The sequence below is a fragment of the Methylobacterium sp. JK268 genome (genome assembly GCF_054052225.1).
Window position 1 is genome coordinate 271,388 of record NZ_JBSVZN010000003.1, and the last position, 19,207, is coordinate 290,594.

General features: G+C 72.0%; 17 protein-coding genes. 8 read left to right on the forward strand and 9 right to left on the reverse strand.

The genetic code is table 11. The annotated features are described in order from the left end of the window. Nucleotides 1-9: 9 nt before the first annotated feature. Nucleotides 10-1,734: an ABC transporter ATP-binding protein gene (locus tag ACW9J6_RS05140; protein WP_457115367.1), complete on the reverse strand. Its 1,725-nt coding sequence runs from the start codon at nucleotides 1,732-1,734 to the stop codon at nucleotides 10-12. Nucleotides 1,735-2,354: 620 nt separating this feature from the next. On the opposite strand from ACW9J6_RS05140, the gene ACW9J6_RS05145 reads away from it, so the two are divergent. The 3 genes from ACW9J6_RS05145 to ACW9J6_RS05155 all read left to right on the forward strand — a co-directional run bounded on the left by ACW9J6_RS05145 (nucleotide 2,355) and on the right by ACW9J6_RS05155 (nucleotide 8,223). After that, on the forward strand, nucleotides 2,355-2,612 hold the full coding sequence (locus tag ACW9J6_RS05145) for a hypothetical protein (protein WP_457115368.1): 258 nt from the start codon (nucleotides 2,355-2,357) through the stop codon (nucleotides 2,610-2,612). Between the two features lie 424 nt (nucleotides 2,613-3,036). Beyond that, nucleotides 3,037-7,446 (forward strand): PAS domain S-box protein, encoded by a 4,410-nt coding sequence (locus ACW9J6_RS05150; RefSeq protein WP_457115460.1) that lies wholly within the window; start codon nucleotides 3,037-3,039, stop codon nucleotides 7,444-7,446. Between the two features lie 168 nt (nucleotides 7,447-7,614). After that, nucleotides 7,615-8,223 (forward strand): pyridoxamine 5'-phosphate oxidase family protein, encoded by a 609-nt coding sequence (locus tag ACW9J6_RS05155; protein ID WP_457115369.1) that lies wholly within the window; start codon nucleotides 7,615-7,617, stop codon nucleotides 8,221-8,223. A gap of 71 nt (nucleotides 8,224-8,294) precedes the next feature. On the opposite strand, the gene ACW9J6_RS05160 is transcribed toward ACW9J6_RS05155, so the two are convergent. Continuing rightward, the gene (locus ACW9J6_RS05160) at nucleotides 8,295-8,651 is read right to left on the reverse strand and encodes a c-type cytochrome (protein ID WP_457115370.1); all 357 of its coding nucleotides are present in this window, start codon (nucleotides 8,649-8,651) and stop codon (nucleotides 8,295-8,297) included. A 303-nt stretch (nucleotides 8,652-8,954) separates the two neighbouring features. Here ACW9J6_RS05160 and ACW9J6_RS05165 point away from each other — a divergent pair, with 303 nt between their 5' ends. From ACW9J6_RS05165 to ACW9J6_RS05185, 5 genes are all read left to right on the forward strand, one after another. Further along, on the forward strand, nucleotides 8,955-10,388 hold the full coding sequence (locus ACW9J6_RS05165; protein ID WP_457115371.1) for an FAD-linked oxidase C-terminal domain-containing protein: 1,434 nt from the start codon (nucleotides 8,955-8,957) through the stop codon (nucleotides 10,386-10,388). Nucleotides 10,389-10,501: 113 nt separating this feature from the next. Next, the gene (locus tag ACW9J6_RS05170; protein WP_457115372.1) at nucleotides 10,502-10,879 is read left to right on the forward strand and encodes a hypothetical protein; all 378 of its coding nucleotides are present in this window, start codon (nucleotides 10,502-10,504) and stop codon (nucleotides 10,877-10,879) included. A 38-nt stretch (nucleotides 10,880-10,917) separates the two neighbouring features. Beyond that, nucleotides 10,918-11,616 carry a class I SAM-dependent methyltransferase gene (locus ACW9J6_RS05175; protein ID WP_457115373.1) on the forward strand — a complete coding sequence of 233 codons (699 nt, stop codon included), beginning with the start codon at nucleotides 10,918-10,920 and terminating at the stop codon, nucleotides 11,614-11,616. An 85-nt stretch (nucleotides 11,617-11,701) separates the two neighbouring features. Continuing rightward, the gene (locus ACW9J6_RS05180; RefSeq protein ID WP_457115374.1) at nucleotides 11,702-13,039 is read left to right on the forward strand and encodes a flavin monoamine oxidase family protein; all 1,338 of its coding nucleotides are present in this window, start codon (nucleotides 11,702-11,704) and stop codon (nucleotides 13,037-13,039) included. Nucleotides 13,040-13,213: 174 nt separating this feature from the next. After that, on the forward strand, nucleotides 13,214-13,435 hold the full coding sequence (locus ACW9J6_RS05185; protein WP_457115375.1) for a hypothetical protein: 222 nt from the start codon (nucleotides 13,214-13,216) through the stop codon (nucleotides 13,433-13,435). A gap of 3 nt (nucleotides 13,436-13,438) precedes the next feature. Here the strand turns inward: ACW9J6_RS05185 and ACW9J6_RS05190 are convergent, their stop codons facing one another. The 7 genes from ACW9J6_RS05190 to ACW9J6_RS05220 form a co-directional block, all read right to left on the reverse strand. Then, complete coding sequence (locus ACW9J6_RS05190; protein WP_457115376.1) at nucleotides 13,439-13,795, reverse strand: hypothetical protein; 357 nt, start codon at nucleotides 13,793-13,795, stop codon at nucleotides 13,439-13,441. Nucleotides 13,796-13,883: 88 nt separating this feature from the next. Further along, on the reverse strand, nucleotides 13,884-14,135 hold the full coding sequence (locus tag ACW9J6_RS05195) for a hypothetical protein (protein WP_457115377.1): 252 nt from the start codon (nucleotides 14,133-14,135) through the stop codon (nucleotides 13,884-13,886). Nucleotides 14,136-14,167: 32 nt separating this feature from the next. After that, entirely contained in the window at nucleotides 14,168-15,295 is a 1,128-nt protein-coding gene (locus tag ACW9J6_RS05200) for a S1C family serine protease (RefSeq protein WP_457115378.1), read from the reverse strand. 61 nt (nucleotides 15,296-15,356) lie between these two features. Beyond that, on the reverse strand, nucleotides 15,357-16,274 hold the full coding sequence (locus tag ACW9J6_RS05205) for a DUF817 domain-containing protein (RefSeq protein WP_457115379.1): 918 nt from the start codon (nucleotides 16,272-16,274) through the stop codon (nucleotides 15,357-15,359). Between the two features lie 724 nt (nucleotides 16,275-16,998). Further along, a complete protein-coding gene (locus ACW9J6_RS05210) occupies nucleotides 16,999-17,781 on the reverse strand; it encodes an ABC transporter ATP-binding protein (protein ID WP_457115380.1) in 783 nt (260 codons plus the stop codon). A gap of 13 nt (nucleotides 17,782-17,794) precedes the next feature. Further along, nucleotides 17,795-18,511: an ABC transporter permease gene (locus ACW9J6_RS05215; protein WP_457115381.1), complete on the reverse strand. Its 717-nt coding sequence runs from the start codon at nucleotides 18,509-18,511 to the stop codon at nucleotides 17,795-17,797. Beyond that, on the reverse strand, nucleotides 18,508-19,206 hold the full coding sequence (locus ACW9J6_RS05220) for an ABC transporter permease (RefSeq protein WP_457115382.1): 699 nt from the start codon (nucleotides 19,204-19,206) through the stop codon (nucleotides 18,508-18,510). Before ACW9J6_RS05220 ends, ACW9J6_RS05215 begins: the two co-directional genes overlap by 4 nt. Nucleotide 19,207: the final 1 nt, after the last annotated feature.

A 19,207-nucleotide genomic window follows, 5' to 3' on the forward strand; every position in this document is an offset into this window, starting at 1 on the left:
CGCCGTGGATCAGGCCGCGCCGGCCACCGGATCCGGCAGCGCGTGGGCCGCCTCCGCCATGACCTGCGCGGGCGGCCCGAAGCGCAGGATCCGCCCCGCTTCCATGACGGCCACCTGATCGGCGGCCATGTAGGTGGAGGGCCGATGCGCCACGATGACCGTGGTCCGCCCGGCCATCAGGCGGCGCACCGCCTCCTGCACCCGGGCCTCCGAGACCGGGTCGAGCGCGCTCGTGGCCTCGTCGAGGAGCAGGATCGGCGCGTCCTTCAGGAAGGCGCGCGCCAGGGTCACGCGCTGGCGCTCGCCCCCCGACAGCTTCGAGCCGCCGGGCCCGACCCGCGTCGCGAAGCCCTCCGGCAGCCCCTCGATGAAATCCGCCGCCGCCGCCCGGGCCGCCTCCCGCACCTCCTCGGGGCTCGCGCCCGGCCGGCCATGGGCGATGTTGGCGTCGACGGTGTCGTCGAACAGCATGACGTCCTGCGTCACCATGGCGATGCAGGAGCGCAGGGAGGCCAGGGTCACGCCGCGCACGTCCTGACCGTCGATCAGGATCCGGCCCTCGGTGGCGTCCTGCAGGCGCGGGATGAGGTCGAGGAGGGTCGACTTGCCGGCGCCCGAGCGGCCGACGATCGCCGTGACGGTCCCGGGCCGGCAGGCGAGGTCGATGCCGCGCAGCACCGTCGGCCCGTCCGGATGCGCGAACCCGACCCCCTCGAACCGGATCTCCCCGGCCGCGACCCGCAGCGGGCGCGCGTCGGGGGCATCCGCGATGCTCGGCTGCTCGTCGTAGGCCTCGAAGTAGCGCTGGAGCGCGCCGGCCGCCTGCTGGATCACCGCGTTGAGGCCGCCGAGGGTGCGGGCCGGCTGCGCGGCGAGGAGCAGGGCCGTCACGAAGCCCGTGAAGTCGCCGACGGAGCGCTCGCCCGACATCACCCGGTCGCCGATGAGCAGCATCACGGCCGCCACCCCGAGCCCGCCGCCGATCTCGAGGAGCGGGTCGAGCCGGCCCCGCGCATTGGCGGCCTTCACCTTGAGCCGGCGCACCTGCTCGAAGCCCTCGCGCGCCCGGGCCGACAGGAGATCCTCCAGGCCGTAGACCTTCGCGACCCGCGAGCCGAGCAGGCTCTCGCCGATCAGGCCGGCCGTCGCCCCCACCGTCTCGTGGATCGCGCGGGCGTAGCGCCGCAGCTTCTGGCCGATCTTGTTCACCGGCCGCGCGACGAGGGGCACCATCACCACCGACACCAGCGTCAGCAGCGGGTCCATCCACAAGAGCGCAGCGCCGAGGGCGATCAGCATCGCGAGGTCGCGCAGCAGCACGGTCGAGAGCCGCGTCAGCGCCTCGGTCACCGGGGCGAAATCGGCGGTGAAGCGCTGGGCGAGGGCCGCGGGGCTCTCCCGGGTCATGCGGCCGACATCCGTCCGCACGAGGCGGGCGAAGAGGTCCGAGAGCATGTCCGCCTCGACCCGGGTCACGATCCGGTTCGTGAGGACGAGCTGGGCCAGCAGCGCCGTGCCGCGGAGCGCGGTGGCGAGCACGATCACCAGGGGCACGTAGGACAGCGCCGCGCGGTTGTTGGCCGCATAGGCCTCGAAGGCGTAGCGCACCACCACCGGGTAGATGCCGGTCGAGGCGCCGACCAGCGTGATCGCCAGGGCGAGCCACACCAGCAGCCGCAGCTGACCGCGCAGCCAGCCGCGCCACACCCGCAGGAACATCACCCGTCTGGTCATCGCGCAAAGCTCGCCGTGTTCGCTGGGGCCGGACGGTCGCGGACGGCCCGCGTCGCGGCCGCCAGCGGGAGGGGGGCGTCGTCCTGTGTCACTCGTCTCGGCTCCGGGCGACCGCTTGAGCGGTGCGAGTGTGGCGGAACTTGGTCCGGCTCGGATGAGTGGCATCCCGTCCGGGCAGGATCCGGCCCGGCTCGCGCGGGCGCCCGCGGGGTCTCCGCGGCGCGACGGAACCGGTGGGGGCGCTCGGCCGACCAGGTGATTCCGGTGGTCGCTTCTGCGTCATGCCGATGCCCGGACTGTCAGTTCTGCCATTCGGGGGCAATCAGAGACCGCAGGATGCTGTTCTCCGCGAAGGTCTCGCTTTGATCTTTGTGAAGGCGCGGAGGTCGCCGTGTCGGCAAGGTCGACCGGTCGGCGCAGTCCTCGACCCGCCCACCGTGTCGCCGGCCCGGCGCCGGCTCCGGGAGGCCGACGAGGACGATTCCGAGGCCCCCAAGTCACTGCCCTGCCGACCGGGTCGGTGGGGCACTTTTTTGTGACCGGCTGGTCGCTTGACCGCGGTCCCCCTCCCGGATGCTCTGTGCGGGCCGGGCGAGAGACCGGGCGGGCCGGAGGACGGCATGGAGGACCATCGGGCGGAACTGCTGCGCCAAGTGCGCGCGGGTGACATCGCGACCGGTCAAGCGGCGAGCGCCTGCCTGCCGGGGCTGCTTCGCCGCCTAGCCCGACACGAGAAGGGCGTGGCAAGCGGCCTGCCCGTCGTGGCCCTCTACCACCGGTGGCGGTGCCACAGCCTGCGACGCCAAGTGGCCGATGCGCGCTGGCACATCGATCAGGGCCGGGCCGCCCAGATGGGTGAACTCCTCGGTCGACGGTAGGATGGGGCGGTGACGGGCGGTACCGATGGGGGTGCATCCTGTCCCAGCCATCGCCCGCAGGAGCTGTTCACGCCTCGTCGCGGACGATCTCGACACGACGACGAAATCCATTCATCGTCCCGTCCTGCGGCGGTCGCTACGAGAAGCGGCGTCGGCGAGGTTACGGGCGGCCACCCGTTGCCCGAACAACGCTTCTCGGTCGCAACCACCCGTCGACCGATGGCGCTGCGCGGGATCGAATAGGATCAGGAATAAGGTCGACCTATTCGACGGGGGCGGCACGTCTCACCTTCATCGATCGGTGGACTGTCGAAGGGGGACGATCTTCCAGCCACAAGATTGTTCGTTTAAGTCGAAGGTTTGTCGAGGGCGGCGTACACTCGACTGACGAGGGGGGACCGTCCTGACGGATCGTGACGCGGTGATGGGGAGAAGCCTGCGAGAGCCCGTCGGACGGGTCGCACGCCTCGCCCCCTACGGGCCGGTGACGACGCCGCTCGCCATCCTGTGCGCGACGGTCCTGGCCTCGCTCGCGGGGATCATCGGCTTCGTGGCCTGGCAGAGCTACGCGGCAACGCTGCGCGAGGCCCGGGTCGCGGCCTCGAACCTCGCACGGGCCCTCGACCAGCACACGGCGCGGACCCTGGAGGCGGTGGACCTCAACCTCGGGATCGTCCAGCTCTCGATCGACCGGGAGGGCCTCGACAGCTTCGTGCGCGGCGGGCAGCCGCTCCTCGCCCGCCTGGCCGACGCGTCGCCGTCGATCCGCTCCCTCGCCGTCATGGACGAGGAGGGACGGGTCGTCGCCGATTCCCACGGTAAGCCCGCCGGCGACGCGCCGATGGCCGCGGATCGGGCCTTCTTCACGGTCCAGCGGGACGATCCGGCGGCCGGGCTCTACATCAGTTCCGCCTTCCGCAGCCGCCGCAGCGGCGACTGGACGATCGTCGTCAGCCGCCGCATCGCGCTCCCGGACGGGCGCTTCGGTGGCGTGATCGCGGCCCTCCTCGATCCGGACTACTTCCTGAGCTTCTACAAGACCATGGAGGTCGGGCCGGCGGGCTCGGTCTCCCTGCTCGGCGCCGACGGGCACGTGCTGGTGGCCAATCCCTGGCGCGACGACCAGATCGACCGCCCCTCCCCCGGCTTCGGCGCCCTGCCCGTCCAGGAGCCCGCCGCCACCCTCGTCCGGGAGGCGGTCGACCAAGAGGGCATCGCGCGCCTGATCGCCTATCGGCGGGCGGAGACGCTCCCGCTCGTGGCGGCGGTCGGCCTCGCCCGCGAGGACGTGCTGGCACCCTGGCGGCACCAGGTGCTGCTCCTGACCACGATCGCGCTCGGCACCCTCGGCGTCACCGGACTGATCGGCCTTCGCTTCGTGCGCACCATGGGGCGCCTGCGGGCGAGCGAGAGCCTGTTCCGGGCCATGTTCGACTCCGCCGGTGACGGGCTCTTCATCAGCCGCCTCGAACCCGACGGGACCTTCCGGCTCGAAGCCTGCAACCTCGCGGCCGCCACGCGCCTGAACGCCCCGTCCGAGAACCTGGTCGGACGACCGCTCGCCGCGGTACTCCCGGCCGACTACGCCGGCCGGGTGGAGGTTCAGCTCCGGCGCTGCCTCGCCGCGGCCGCGCCGCTGCGCTTCGAGGAGGCGGGCGGACCGGACGGGACCGAGCGGATCTGGGAGGTCGTGCTCACGCCGCTGCGGGACGAGGCGGGCCGCCCGCTGCGCGTCCTCACCTCCGCCCGCGAGATCACGCATCTCAAGCGCGCCGAGGCCGAGACCGCGGAAGCGAATCGCCGCCTCCTGATGGCCGAGGAGATCGCGCATGTGGGCCATTGGCGCCTGGCCCTGCGGGACCGGCGGCTGACCTGGTCGCACGAGGTCTACCGGATCTACGGGCGCGACCCGGAGACCTTCGCGCCGACCGTCGAGGAGGCCATCGCCTGCTACCACCCGGACGACGTGCCGGTGATCGGCGCCCTCGTCGAGGCGGCGATCTCCGAGCGGCAGCCCTACACGGCGAGCCTCCGCCTCGTGCGGCCGGACGGCACCCTGCGCGAGGTCGTCGCCCGCGGCCTCTGCGAGAGCGACGAGGACGGTACCGTCGTGGCGCTGTTCGGGACCTTGAGCGACGTGACCGAGACGCGTCGGGTCGAGCGGGCGGCGGCCGAGACCGCCGGACTGCTCGCCACCACGCTCGAGAGCATGGATCAGGGCTTGATCGTGGTCTCGCCCGAGGGACGGATCGAGATCTGCAATGCCCGCGCGATCGCGCTCCTCGACCTGCCGTCGGACATGATGGCCGGACGGCCGACCACGCAGGCGGTCCTCGACCATCAATGGGCCGCCGGCGAGTTCGACGGGGCGGACGGCGCCGTGCGCCGCCTGATGCTCGAGGGCGGGATCAAGCCGAGCGCACACACCTACACGCGGACGCGGCCGAACGGCACGGTGCTGGAGGTGCGCACGGTGCCGATGGCCGGCGGCGGCATCGTGCGGACCTACACGGACATCACGGCGCGCCGCCTCGCCGAGGAGGCCCTGCGCGACAGCGAGAGCCGCTACCGCCTCATCGCCGAGAACGTCAGCGACGTCATCGCCCTGCGGCGGACCGACACCGACGCCCCCTACCTCTACGTGTCCCCGTCGATCCGGCAGGTCCTCGGATGCGAGCCCCGCGACCTCATGCGGGAGGAGGCCGCCGCGCTCGTCCATCCGGAGGATCGTCCCGGCCTCGACGCGCTCACCGGGCGCCTGGCCGCCGGCGAGATCGCCGGAGAACGGGTGACCACCACCTTCCGGATGCGCCACCGCGACGGCCGCGACGTCTGGATCGAGGCGGGGTTGAGCCTGATGCGCGACGAGGCCGCCGGCCCGCCCGCGATCCTCTGCTCCCTGCGCGACGTCAGCGCCCGCAAGGCCGCGGAGGCGGCGCTCGAAGCCAGCGAGGCCCGCTACCGGCTCCTGTCGGAGAACGGCAGCGACATGATCATCCAGGCGGATCGCGAGACCGTGCGCCGCTACGTCTCGCCCGCCTGCCGGGAACTCCTCGGCTACGCGCCCGAGGAGCTAATCGGGACGCGGCCCCTCGACGGGGTGCACCCGGACGACCACGCCGCCTACGCGGCGATCCTCGACGGACTCCGCCACGGCCGCCTCGACGTCGCGACGAGCCGGCAGCGCTACCGGCGCCGGGACGGCAGCTACGTCTGGGTCGAGGGCAAGTTCCGCGTGCTGCGGGACGCCGACGGAATCCCGAGCGGCTACGTGGCGGCGGTCCGCGACGTCTCCGAGCGGCAGCTGCAGGCCGAGGCGCTGGAACTCGCCCGCGACGCCGCCGAGCAGGCGAGCCGCGCCAAGACCGACTTCCTCGCCTCGATGAGCCACGAGATCAGGACGCCGCTGAACGGCATCCTCGGCTACACCGACCTCCTCCTCGACGATCCCGCGCTCGGCGCGGGCCAGCGGCGGCAGGTCGAGCGCATCCACTCGGCGGGCGCGGCCCTGCTCACCATCGTGAACGACATCCTCGACTTCTCGAAGATCGAGGCCGGTCAAGTCGAACTCGACCCTCAGCCCTTCCTGCTCGAGACCCTCGTCGACAACACGATCTCGGTGGTGCGGGGCTTCGCCCGCCGCAAATCGATCGCCGTGTCGACGCGGGTCGACGCGCGGGCGCCGCGCACCCTCGTCGGCGATCAGGACAGGCTGCGCCAGATCCTGCTCAACCTCCTCAACAACGCCGTGAAGTTCACGCCGGCCGGCAGCGTCACCTTGTCCATCATCTGCGAGGCGCCGCCGGACCACGCGGCGCGGCTCCGCTTCTCCGTGACGGACACGGGCATCGGCATCCCGGACGACAAGCGCGCGCGCCTCTTCCAGCGTTTCAGCCAGGTGGACAGCTCGATCCGCCGGGATTTCGGCGGCACCGGTCTCGGCCTCGCGATCTCGAAGAACCTCGTCGAGCTGATGGGCGGCACGATCGGGGTGGAGAGCGTGGTGTCCGAGGGCGCGACCTTCTGGTTCAGCGTCACGCTTCCCGTCGGGAACGCCGTCGCGGCCCCCGCCGCGCCGGACCGGGCCGAGACCGCGGCCCCTCCCGCGCGGATCCTCCTCGTCGAGGATCTGGAGATCAATCAGGACATCGCGCGGGCCGTCCTGGAGGACGGCGGCCACCGGGTCGACGTGGTGAGCGACGGCCTGCAGGCGATCGTCGCCGTTCAGGCACAGCCCTACGACCTCGTGCTGATGGACGTCCAGATGCCGGGAATGGACGGGATCACGGCGACGCGGCACATCCGTGCCCTCGCGGCTCCGGCCGCCGCCCTGCCCATCGTCGCGATGACGGCGAACGTGCTCCCGGCCCAGATCGCGGAGTTCCGTGCGGCCGGCATGGACGGACATGTCGGCAAGCCGTTCAAGCGCGACGACCTCCACCGGGCGGTGGCGCGTTGGCGCCGCGGCCGCGAGGCTGTCCCCGAGGCCGATCCCGTGAGCGAACCGATCCTGGACCGCGCGATCCTGGAGGACGTGCGCGGCCTCGTCGGAACGCAGGCGGCCGTCATCCTGCTCGGTCACCTCGCGGACCAGATCAACGAGCGCCTCGGCGAGGCGCGCCTCGCGCCAGGCGATCCCGAGCGGCTCGGACGCGACGCCCACGCCATCACGGCGGCGGCGGGCATGCTGGGCTTCGTCGCGCTCTCGCGCGCCTGCGCCCAGCTGGAGGCGGCCTGCCATGATGGCCAGGATCTCGACCCGGCCGTCGCCCGCGTCCGTGCCGCGCGCCGCCGCACGCTGATGGAGATCGAGGGGTTGCGCGTCGCCGCGTGACCCGGGCTAGAGCATTTTCCGACGAAGTGGCTGCCGGTTCGTCGTAGAAAATGCGGCAAAAACAAAGACCTAGAGCAGCGGCCGGTTGCAACGCGATCGGGCGCTGCTCTAGGATACGACAGGGCTCCGCGCCGTCGCGTCGGTGCCCGCCGGAGACCGCTGCCCGCCATGACCGACTCATCCGCGCAGGCCATCCGCGACCATTATGGCGAGCCGAGCCCCCGCGCCGTCCGCAAGCAGCTCGCGCAGCTCGACGGGCATGCGCGGGCCTTCATCGCCCTGTCGCCCTTCCTGGTGATCGCATCGGCCGGTGCCGATGGACGGGGCGATGCGACGCCGCGGGGGGACGCGCCCGGGTTCGTCAGCGTGCGCGATCCCTCCACCCTGCTGATCCCGGACCGGCCGGGAAACCGGCGCGTCGACACCATGCTGAACGTCGCCGCGAACCCGCAGGTCGGCCTGATTTTCATGGTGCCGGGGATCGACGAGATGCTTCGCGTGAACGGCCGCGCGGCCTTCACCACCGACCCTGCGCTGCTCGGCCCGCTCGCGGTTGCCGGGAAGAGCCCGGTGGCGGGCCTCACCGTGGCGGTCGAGGAAGTGTACTTCCACTGCGGCAAGGCGGCGATGCGGGCGCGGCTCTGGGAGCCGGACGCGCGCGTCGCACGCTCATCCTTCCCGAGCCTCGGACGCATCCTTGCGGACCAGATCGCGGGCGAGACCGTCGCGGACTCGGAGCGCGCCATCGCCGAGAGCTACACCTCCCGGCTGTACTGAGAACGAATTGAACCAAAAGGAAGGGCCTCGCCGGTCGCCCGGCGAGGCCCCTGTGGATGACCGACGCCCGCTTATTGCTGGGTCTTCAGATAGGCGATGACCTCGTCGATCTTCTTGTCGTCCTTGATGCCCGCGAAGATCATCTTCGTGCCCGAGACCAGACCCTTGGGATTGGTCAGCCACTTGTGCAGCGTGGCCTCGTCCCAGGTCAGGCCGGAATCCTTGAGCGCGGCCGAGTAGTTGTAGCCCTCGTGGGTGCCGGCCTTGCGGCCGACCACGCCCTTGAGGTCGGGGCCGACGCCGTTCTTGCCGAAGGCGTGGCAGGCCTTGCACTGCGCGAAGGTCTTCTCGCCGGCGGCGGCGTCCTGCGCCTGCGCCGCCAGCGGCGCGAGGAGGGCGAGAGCGGCACCGAGGATGAACTGACGCATGAGGTTCCCTCCGATAGGCCTCGTTCGACGGCCGAATTGCCCTGTGGCAGATGTGGATATGGCCGCGCTTTCGAATTGGCAAAGTTAAAAACGCGACCGGACCGGTCCGGATGCGTGCGGCGAAAAGAAGCTGCGGCCGACCCCGAATCAATCGGACGAAAGTGCATGCTGCGACAGCGCGTTGTGCATCGCGCCGGTGCGTCGCGCCGCGGACCGGTTTATAGGTCGGGCTGGACGCGCGGACAGGCGCCGCCCGCTTGCCGCGCGGCGCGCCGTCCCGAGAATCCTTCGCGAGGAGACGCCATGACCATCGCCTTCCCGGCCCCGGATCCCGCCATCCTCGCGCGCCGCGACGCGATCATCGAGGGCCTGCGCCCGCTCGTGGCGCCCGAGGCCCTGGTGACGAGCGAGGATGAGCGGCGCGCCTTCGAGACGGACGGCCTGACCGCCTACCGGCGGATGCCGCTCGCGGTGGTGCTTCCCTCCACCACCGCAGAGGTCGCGGCGGTGATGCGCTACTGCCACGCGCAGGGCGTCCGGGTGGTGCCCCGCGGTGCGGGGACGTCGCTCGCGGGCGGCGCGATCGCCCAGGAGGACGCCATCATCTTGGGCGTCGCCAAGATGAACCGGGTGCTCTCCCTCGATTTCCAGAACCGCACCGCCCGGGTCCAGTCCGGCATCACCAACCTGGCGATCAGCGGCGCCGTCGCCCATGAGGGCTTCTTCTACGCGCCCGACCCGTCGAGCCAGCTCGCCTGCACCATCGCGGGCAACATCGCGATGAACTCGGGCGGCGCCCACTGCCTGAAATACGGCGTCACCACCAACAACCTGCTCGGCGTCACGCTGGTGCTGGTCGACGGCACCGTGGTGGAGATCGGCGGCGAGCATCTCGACAGCGGCGGCTACGACCTGCTGGGCCTGATCTGCGGCTCCGAGGGGCAGCTCGGCGTCGTCACCGAGGCGACGGTGCGGATCCTGCGTGCCGCCGAGGGCGCCCGGCCGGCGCTGATGGGCTTCGGCTCCGTCGAGGCGGCCGGCGCCTGCACGGCCGCGATCATCGGGGCGGGCATCATCCCGGTCGCCATCGAGTACATGGACCGCGAGGCCATCACCATCTGCGAGGCCTTCGCCAAGGCCGGCTACCCGCTCGACGCCGAGGCGATGCTGATCATCGAGGTCGAGGGCTCCGACCAGGAATGCGAGGCGATGCTCGCCCGCATCGTCGAGATCGCCCGGCCCTTCAACCCGACCAGCCTCAAGGTCTCGCAATCGGAGGCCGAGAGCGCCGCGATCTGGAAGGGCCGCAAGTCCGCCTTCGGAGCGACGGGCCGCATCTCCGACTACATCTGCATGGACGGCACCATCCCGACCGGACAGCTCGCGACCGTGCTGGAGCGGATCGGCGAGATCACGCGCCATTACGGTCTGCGCTGCGCCAACGTCTTCCACGCGGGCGACGGCAACCTGCATCCGCTGATCCTGTTCGACATCAACACGCCGGGCGAGATGGAGAAGGCCGAGAAGGCCGGCGAGGACATGCTCAAGCTCTGCGTCGAGGTGGGCGGCTGCCTGACCGGGGAGCACGGCGTCGGGATCGAGAAGCGCGATCTCATGAACGTCCAGTACGCACCGGAGGACCTCGCGCAGCAGATGCGGGTGCGGGCCGTGTTCGACCCGGCCTGGCTGATGAACCCCGCCAAGGTCTTCCCGCTCGACGGTCGCATCGCCGCGTGATCCGTCGGCCCGGGGCGTCATAAAAAACCCGAACTCCCCGGGCATCTCGCGTTCCGTACCGCCCGCCAGGACGACGAGGATCGTCGCGGGCTTCTCGAGACCGGGGCTTGCCAGTGATCGTCCGTCAACACGCCGACAACGACGCCTTCGCGCGGCTGCACCGGACCTTCACGGTCCATCTCGGGATCGCCGTGATGCTCGCCTGGGGCAGCGCCTTGACGGCCGCCGCCTACGCCCCCTGGGTGCGCAACATCCGCCCCCTCCTCGACCCCACCACCGGACGCGTCGAGAGCACGTGGTCCTTCCTGTTCGCGCTGCCGATCGTGCTGACCCTCGGCTGGGCGGCGGCGCGCTTCGGCGGCGAGACCCTGCGGCGCAGCCAGATGCTGTCGAACGCGGTGACGGAGTTCGCGCTCGCCGCCGCGGTCGCGTTCGGCGTGTTCTACCTGTCGGTCGATCGGGCCGTCGCCGCCCTCTCGTTGAGCTTCTGAGGCCGGGGGCGGCGCCCCCGGGACGGAGGGCGCCGGAGATGCCGACCTCCTGGCGCGAGTTCTGGGACCGCCGGACGGCGATCTACGCGAGCGAGTGGCACCGGACCCGGCACTACGCGCGGATCGCCGCGGACATCGGCGCCCTGGTCCCGCACCCGCGGGCCCACCTGCTGGATCACGGCTGCGGCGAGGCCCTCTCGGCGGACGAGGTCGCCCGAATCTGCGGGCGCCTCTACCTCTGCGACGCCGCGCCCCGGGTGCGCGAGGCGCTGCGCGAACGGTTCCGGACCGAGCCCCGCATCGTCGTCCTGGCGGACGAGGATCTGTCGTACCTGCCGGACGGCAGCCTCGACCTCGTGGTGGCGCATTCCGTCTCGCAGTACCTGACGGGAGCGGAGTTCGACGCGGCCCTGGCCGTCTGGCGCGCCAAGCTGCGGCCGGGCGGCCGTCTCGTGGTCGGCGACGTCGTTCCTCCCGACCTCGGCCCCCTGGCAGATGCCGGGGACCTTCTCGCCTTCGGCTGGCGCGAGGGATTCCTCCTCGCGGCGCTCCTGGGGCTCGTGCGCACGGCCTTCTCCGACTACCCGGCCCTGCGCCGCCGGCTCGGGCTCACCCGCTACATGCCGGACGAGATGCTGGAGCGGCTGCGGCGCGCGGGCTTCGCCGCCGAGAGGCATCCGAATCTCGGCCACTCGCGCCACCGGCTCGCCTTCCTGGCGGAGGTCCCCTCGTCCTGATGCCGCCTGCGGCGTGAAGCCCGCTTGAAAGCGCCGCCGCCGGGCCGATCTCGTGACGGCGCGCCGGACCTTGGAGGCCGAGGCGATGTCCCTGACCCGACGCTCCCTCCTGGCCGGCGCCCCCGCCCTGATCCTGCCGGCCCGCGCGCGCGCCGCGAGCGACGCCGACGTGGCCGTGGTCGGCGCGGGGGCGGCCGGCCTCGCCGCGGCGGCGTTCCTCGTCCTCAGCGGGTGCCGGGTCGTCGTCCTGGAGGCCCGCTCGCGGATCGGCGGGCGCGCCTTCACCGAGGAAAGCCTCGGCCCGGAACGCGCGTTCGACGCGGGTGGCCAGTACATTCACTGGGCCGAGCGGAACCCCTGGAAGGCGATCGCGCTCGCGGACGGCGTGCGGCGCACCGACGACGAATCGGGCCCCTGGCCGACCCTCTTCGTGGACGGGGCGCCGGCGAGCGAGGGCGAGCGGGCGCGGCGGCGCCTCGGCTTCTCCGGGCTCAGCACCTTCCTCGACCTGCCGCATCCCGGCGCGGACCACTCGCTCCTCGACGCGGCCGTGACTCGCGACCCCGCGCTCGCGGGCGCCGTGACCGGCCTCGCCCGCCTCTCGCTCGGGGAGGAGCCTGACCGCGTCTCCCTTCAGGATTACGACCAGCTCTGGTCCGGCGACGACATCTGGGTCGACGGCTACGGCGCCCTCGTCGCCCGGCACTTCGCGGCGATCCCGGTCCGGACCGGCTGTCCGGTGCGGCGGATCGACTGGAGCGGACCGGGCCTCGCCCTCGACACGCCGGATGGCAGCCTTCGCGCGGCGCTGGCCATCGTGACGGCGCCGATCGGCGTGCTGGCCTCGGGCGCGCTGCGCTTCACGCCCGACCTGCCGCCGGACCTCGCCGCGGCCGTCGATGGGCTGCGGATGGGCGCCTACACCAAGATCGGGCTGGCGCTCGACCCGGCGCGCCAGCAGGCCGAGTGGCGCGACGCCGTGTTCACCACCACGCCCGGAGCGGGCCGGCCCGGCCTCTCGGCCTATCTGGAGATGCACCCCTTCGGACGGCCCCTCGCCATCCTGCATGTCGGGGGCGACGCTGCCCGCTCCCTCTGCGAGGCCGGAGAGGCCGAGGCCGTCGCCGCGGCCACGGATCTCGTCGTCACGGCCTACGGGTCGGGCGCGCGCGCCGCCGTGACCGGTGGCCGCCTCGCGGCATGGTGGACGGATCCCTTCGCCCGCGGCAGCTACTCGATCGCCAAGCCCGGCCGCGCCACCGCCCGGGACGCGCTCCGCCAGGCCGTTGCCGGCCGCATCTTCCTCGCCGGCGAGGCGGCGGCGGGCGGCGGCGCCATGACGATCGGCGGGGCGACCCTGGATGGAGAACGGGCGGCGCGGGCGGCTCTGAGCGCGCTGGGCCACACCCGCGGTTCACTCTAAACTTCTGACGTTGCACCGCTTTCGAGTGATCTTCGGCCTTCGCCGGGACTCGGGACATCGGCCGGCCGGGTGGGCAGCGTCGTCCCGCGCCCTATATCTACGAGGAGGCGGCCCGGGACGACGCGATGGCGCGATCCGTCCTGCGTCGGGCCGCCGGGGTAGAAAGGCCGAGGAATGACGGGAGAGAGCAGCGCGGCTCGCGACCGCGCCGAGACCCGCGCCGCCCGGGCGCGGATGCAGTCTGAGGCAGCGGCGGTGGCCTGGTCCGATCTGGAGAAATCCAACCGGCAGCGCGACGAGAACATGGCGCGGCTGAGGGAGTTGCGCCTCACCAGGGAGGCCGAGGAGGCCGAGGCGGCGCGGCTCGCGCCACCCCGTAAGGCGCGCAAGCGCTGAGGATCAGTGGAGCGCGCGCCGGGGTTCGCCGGTGCGCTGCTCCTCCCAGGCGTCGAGGGTCGACCGGGTGATGCCGCCGTCGCACAGCCGGCTGCTGAGGTCGATGAAGATGCGCTCGCGCGATTCCAGATCGGCGGCGACGCCGGCTTCCTCGTCGTCGTCGTCCTCGGCACCCGCGAAGCGGTCGAAGGCCGCCGAGAGCTGCGCGAAGGCCAGCGCCACCGGCATGGTCCGGAACACCGTCACGAAATCATCGTCGACATCGCCCGTGCAGAGGTCGCGCATGCGCACGGCGTAGCCGTCCGCGTGCTCGGCGATCTCGTACTGCCAGTGGCGGCCCTCGCAGGCTGCTAGGATCATCGTGCTCTCCCGTCGCGCCCTCTGTCGAATGCCGGGCACCGGGATGAGGTTCCGCCGGACGCGGTCGCGCCGTGCGCCAGGGCACAGGTCAGCGACGGATGCCGGCCTCGAAGGCGGCGCGACCGCTTACGCGAAGCTGCGTGCCGTTCCCGAGATCGACGAAGCCGGGCCGCGTGCCGGACCGCAGCGGCGCCGAGCCTCCACAGCCCGGCCGCTCGGGCAGGCGCACGCCCGGGGGAGCATCCTCGGGGCAGAGGCGCGGCCTGGCGGGCGCCTCCCCCGCGGCGGCGCTCACCGCGGCGAGGCACAGCATCACGGTCGGGAGGTGTCGCGCGGGCATGACGCGCAGCCTAGCAGCGCGGCCGCGTCCCGTCACGGCCTGGGCTGACCCATGTCGGCGGTGGTGACCGGGAGGGTCCGGGTGCGCCCGCCGCGCAGGATCGTGAGTTCGAGCGTCTGACCGACTCCGGCCTGCTGGATCGCCGCCGTGAGGTCCGCGAGGCGATGGACGGGCCGGTTGTTCACGCCGATGATCACGTCGCCGATCTCGCCCGTCTGCGGATCGACCCCGCGCAGGCCCGCCGAAGCGGCGGGCGAGCCGCGCACCACCCGCACCACCACCACGCCGTCGATGCCGAGCTGCGCGGTGACCTCCTCCTGCGCCGCCACGATGCCGATGCCGGGCGTCGGGGTGCGCCCGGTGCGGATCAGGTCGGGAACCACGCGGTTGACGACGTCGACCGGCACCGCGAATCCGATGCCCGCATTGGCGCCGGAGGGCGAGAAGATCGCCGTGTTGACGCCGATCACCCGTCCGGCGGAATCGAGGAGCGGGCCGCCGGAATTGCCCGGATTGATGGCCGCGTCGGTCTGGATCACGCCCGACAGCTCGCGGCCCTCCTGGGTGGGGAGCCGCCGCTGCAGGGCGCTGATCACGCCGGTCGTGAGGGTGTGGTCGAGACCGAACGGGTTGCCGATCGCGTAGACGAACTGCCCAACCTTCAGGTCGCCGGAGGTGCCGATGGCGATCGGCGGCGGCATGGCGCTGACGCGCCCGAGTTGCAGCACCGCGAGGTCGTAGTTGGGGGCGGCGCCGACCAGCGTCGCCGACACGACCTCCCCGCCCGACAGGCGCACGGCGAACTCCGATCCGCCGTGGATGACGTGGTTGTTGGTCACGACGTGCCCGGCCGCGTCCCAGACGAAGCCGGTCCCGGTCTGCTCGCCGCCCTGTCCGCCCTGCTCTCCCCCCTCCCCGTCCTGGCGCATCAGGTCCTGGGCGCTCGGGGCGCGGCGGGCGAAGACGTAGACCACCGAGGGCGCCGCCCGCTCGAACAGGGCGACCGTGGACGCCTCGGCCGGCGCGAGGTCGCCCCGCGGCGTCACCGCCCGCGGCTGCTCCATCGAGAACAGGAACGCCGTCACGTAGGGCTGGAGGACGAACAGGGCGAGCAGCCCCAGAACGGCGCCGAGCGCGATCCGCACGAACCGATCCGGCACGAGGAATGTCTCCCGCACGAGCGATCTTGCGCGTCCTACCTGGGCCGTGAGGCGGGATTCTTCAATGCGCGGGTCGGTCCGAAGGAGCGGCCGGGGCGATCGGGACGGGCCGCGGGCGGTTCAGCACGGCCACGAGCGTGTAGGAGATGATCATGAGCAGGAACCAGGCGCCGAGCTTGGCGATGGGCACCGCGCTCCAGCCCTCCCGCTGGTGCGGGTAGATCCAGGTCCGGCTGAGCGTGCCGATATTCTCGGCGAACCAGATGAACAGCGCGACGAGCGCGAGCCCCAGCAGGAGCGGCATGCGGCGGTGCACGCGCCGGATCTTGTAATGGACCGTCGTCGGTCCGAACAGCAGGGCGGCGACCGCGAACAGGCCGAGGCGCAGGTCGGGCAGGACGTGGTGGGTGAAGAAGTTGACGTAGATGGTCGTGGCCAGGGCGACGAGGCAGGGGAGAGGCGGGTGCCGCGTGAAGCGGAGATCGAACAGCCGCCAGACGCGGGCGAGGTAGGAGCCGACGCTGGCGTACAGGAACCCGGTGAAGAGCGGCACGCCACCGATCCGCAGCAGGCTCGGCTCCGGATAGATCCAGGATCCGGCCGCGGTCTTGAACAGCTCCATGGCGGTCCCGACGAGGTGAAAGACCAGGATCACCCGCGCCTCCTCCCAGGTTTCGAGGCGCAGGGCGAGCATGCCGGCCTGGATCGCCACCGCGGCGAGCGTCAGGGCGTCGTAGCGCGCCAGCGGAGCGTGCGCCGGATAGGCGACGGCGAAGGCGAGCATCAACCCGCACAGGGCGCCGCCGAATAGGCAGGCCCAGCCCTGTTTCAGGCCGAAGCGGACGAATTCGTAGAGCGCGACGGCGACGGGCCCGCTCGCCTCCGCGCGGGCCCCGATCCGGGCGTCGAGGGCGATGAACCGGGCGAGCGGCGCCCAGAGGCGGGCGGCGCTGGCGGGTCCGGCAGGGTCGTTGAGCAAGGTCGGCGGGCTCGGCGCGGGGCTCTTCCATGGCGCAGTGAAGGACTTGACGCAAGGGACGCACAGGTGCGCGCGCTCCTCCGAGCCTGTCTCCACAGACAGCTTGCGAAGTCACGTGTCGCCGGATGAGGTCCCGGTTTCTTCTGACCGGCAGATGTCACCCACCCAGGCGGCGGTGACCCACAGCATCAGACCCGGCCGATGGCAACAAACCCAACTCTTCGTGCTGAGGTGCGACCGCAGGGAGCCTCTGACGGGCCGCAGGCCCGCACGCACCCCAGAACAGTCTGTCCAAGTAGGTCTCGGGCTGGATCTATGGTCAGGGGTGCTTCGAGGCTGCGCGCGATCTTCGATCGCCGCAGCACCTCAGCACGAGGGGTATGGTGCCCTCCAGATGCGTTCGGCCGATGAGCTGGCATCAGAGATGTGCCCACTCGGTAGCCCGCACGGGAGAGGGGTTCCCCGCGCCATACCCAGGAACCGTCGTATGTCGACGTCAGTATATGCCACGTTTTTGGTTTTCGCGTTTTGTGAATCCGCAAGCCCACTCGGGAGAGTGGAGAAGTGCCCCGCATTGTCTCCGGACAGCTGTGCGCGTGCGGAGAGAGCGCATGCAACCGCCCCGAACGGTGAACACGCCGGCCCCAGACGAAGAGGCGAGATGCGCGGCCTCGTCATCGCCGCACCTCGTGGCGGCCGACGGCGCCGGATCGACTCCCGCCCTCTACCCGCCCCGCGCCAGGAACTGCCGCAAGCGCTCGGAGCGCGGCGCACCGAACAGGGCCGCGGGCACGCCCTCCTCCTCGATCCGGCCCTCGTGCAGGAACACGATCCGGTGGGCGACCTCGCGGGCGAAGGCCATCTCGTGCGTGACGATCAGCATCGTGCGCCCCTCCTCGGCGAGCGCCCGGATCACCCGCAGCACCTCCGCCACCCGCTCCGGGTCGAGGGCCGAGGTCGGCTCGTCGAACAACAGCACCTGCGGGTGCATGGCGAGCGCCCGGGCGATGGCAGCCCGCTGCTGCTGCCCGCCCGAAAGATGGGCCGGGTAGTGGTCGCGCTTCTCCGCGATGCCGACCTTGGCGAGCAGCGCCTCCGCCTCCGCGACGCACTCGGCGCGCTTGCGGCCCTGAACGTGGATCGGCGCCTCGATGACGTTCTCCAGGACCGTGCGATGGGACCACAGGTTGAAGCTCTGGAACACCATCCCGGCCCGCGACCGCAGCCGCTCGACCTGGCGCTGATCGGCCGGCACGCGGCCGTGCCCCCGGCGGCGCCACGCCACCGTCTCGCCGCCCACCGTGACCTCCCCGGCCTCCGGCACCTCGAGCAGGTTGACGCAGCGCAGGAGCGTCGACTTGCCGGAGCCCGACGCGCCCAGGATCGCCACCACCTCGCCCTCGCGGGCCGACAGCGAGACGTCGCGCAGCACCTCGAGGGAACCGTAGCGCTTCGTCAGGCCGCGGAGCGCGACGGCGTCGGGGCGGATGGGAGAGGGTGCGAGCACGAGGGTCTCCGGATCAGGATGCGGGAGCGGCGAGCACCGGGCGCGGGCGCAGGTCGGGCGAGAGCCACGCCTCCGCGAGCCGCATCAGGGCGATGATCGCGCTGACGATCGCGAGGTAGAACGCGGCCGTGCAGAGGAAGATCTCCAGCGCCCGGAAGCTCTGGGCGATCAGCTTCTGGGCGATGCCCGTCAGCTCCATGATGGTGATGGTGGAAGCGAGCGCCGTCGCCTTGACGATCGACACGATCTCGTTGGCGTAGGCGGGCAGCGCCTGACGGGCCGCGAGCGGCAGGGTCACGCGGCGGAACAGGGTGAAGCGTCCCATGCCGCAGGCGCGTCCCGCCAGGAGCGCGCCCGACGGCACCGAGAGCACGCCGCCGCGAAAGATCTCGGCCGCGTAGGCTCCGGTGTTGAGGCTGAGCGCCAGGAGCGCGCACCAGTAGGGCTCCCGGAAGAACCACCACAATCCCAGGCCCTGCAGGTCGCGGCGGAACTGGCCGAGACCGTAATAGATCAGGAAGAGCTGCACGAGGAGCGGCGTGCCGCGGAACAGGAAGACGTAGGCGCGGGCGAGGAGGCTCGCGGGAAGGACGCCCGACAGGCGGGCCGTCGCCGCGAGCGCCGCCAGCACCGCCCCGCAGGCCACCGAGCCCGCGGTCAGGCTCAGGGTCAGCGGCAGGCCCCGCGACAGGGCGATGAGCGTGTCCTGCAGGAAAACGGGATCGATCACGGCGTTCCCCGGCGCGCATGGGCCTCGGCCCGGGCGAAACCCCAGGTCGAGAGGCTGGTGATGAGGAGGTAGAGGCCGGCGGCGGCGAGGTAGAAGGGAAAGGGCTGGCGGGTCGAGCCGGCGCCCACCTGTGCCTGCCGCAGGAGCTCGGCGAGCCCGGTCACCGAGACGAGCGCCGAGTCCTTGAGCAGGATCTGCCAGACATTCCCCAGTCCCGGAAGTGCCGTGCGGGCGACGAGCGGCACCGTCACGCGTCGAAACAGAAGGCCCGGCGCCATGCCGACCGCCCGCCCGGCCTCGAGCTGACCGCGGTCGAGGGCGAGATAGGCGCCCCGGAACACCTCGGCCTGGTAGGCGCCCGAGATCACCCCGAGCGCCGCCACGCCGACCCAGAAGGGCGGCAGGCCCACGAAGCCGGTGGCGCCGAACAGGCTCGCCGCCGAACTCAGCGCGGCGCTGCCTCCGAAATACAGGAGGTAGATGACGAGGAGGTCCGGCACGCCGCGCAGCAGCGTCGTGTAGAGCCCCGCGATCGCCGAGAGCGGCGCGGAACCGGTCAGCTTGGCCGCCGCGACGATCCCCCCGATCACGGCTCCCGCGAGGAAGCCGCACAGGGCGAGGGCGACGGTGGTGCCGGCGGCGAGCAGAAGGGCCGGACCCCAGCCGCCGGGTCCGAGAAGCGCGAGACTCTCCACG

Coding starts and splice junctions, on each gene's coding strand:
- ACW9J6_RS05140 (WP_457115367.1), bottom strand. CDS start 1,734: ATGACCAGACGGGTGATGTTCCTGCGGGTGTGGCGCGGCTGGCTGCGC.
- ACW9J6_RS05145 (WP_457115368.1), top strand. CDS start 2,355: ATGGAGGACCATCGGGCGGAACTGCTGCGCCAAGTGCGCGCGGGTGAC.
- ACW9J6_RS05150 (WP_457115460.1), top strand. CDS start 3,037: ATGGGGAGAAGCCTGCGAGAGCCCGTCGGACGGGTCGCACGCCTCGCC.
- ACW9J6_RS05155 (WP_457115369.1), top strand. CDS start 7,615: ATGACCGACTCATCCGCGCAGGCCATCCGCGACCATTATGGCGAGCCG.
- ACW9J6_RS05160 (WP_457115370.1), bottom strand. CDS start 8,651: ATGCGTCAGTTCATCCTCGGTGCCGCTCTCGCCCTCCTCGCGCCGCTG.
- ACW9J6_RS05165 (WP_457115371.1), top strand. CDS start 8,955: ATGACCATCGCCTTCCCGGCCCCGGATCCCGCCATCCTCGCGCGCCGC.
- ACW9J6_RS05175 (WP_457115373.1), top strand. CDS start 10,918: ATGCCGACCTCCTGGCGCGAGTTCTGGGACCGCCGGACGGCGATCTAC.
- ACW9J6_RS05180 (WP_457115374.1), top strand. CDS start 11,702: ATGTCCCTGACCCGACGCTCCCTCCTGGCCGGCGCCCCCGCCCTGATC.
- ACW9J6_RS05185 (WP_457115375.1), top strand. CDS start 13,214: ATGACGGGAGAGAGCAGCGCGGCTCGCGACCGCGCCGAGACCCGCGCC.
- ACW9J6_RS05190 (WP_457115376.1), bottom strand. CDS start 13,795: ATGATCCTAGCAGCCTGCGAGGGCCGCCACTGGCAGTACGAGATCGCC.
- ACW9J6_RS05195 (WP_457115377.1), bottom strand. CDS start 14,135: ATGCCCGCGCGACACCTCCCGACCGTGATGCTGTGCCTCGCCGCGGTG.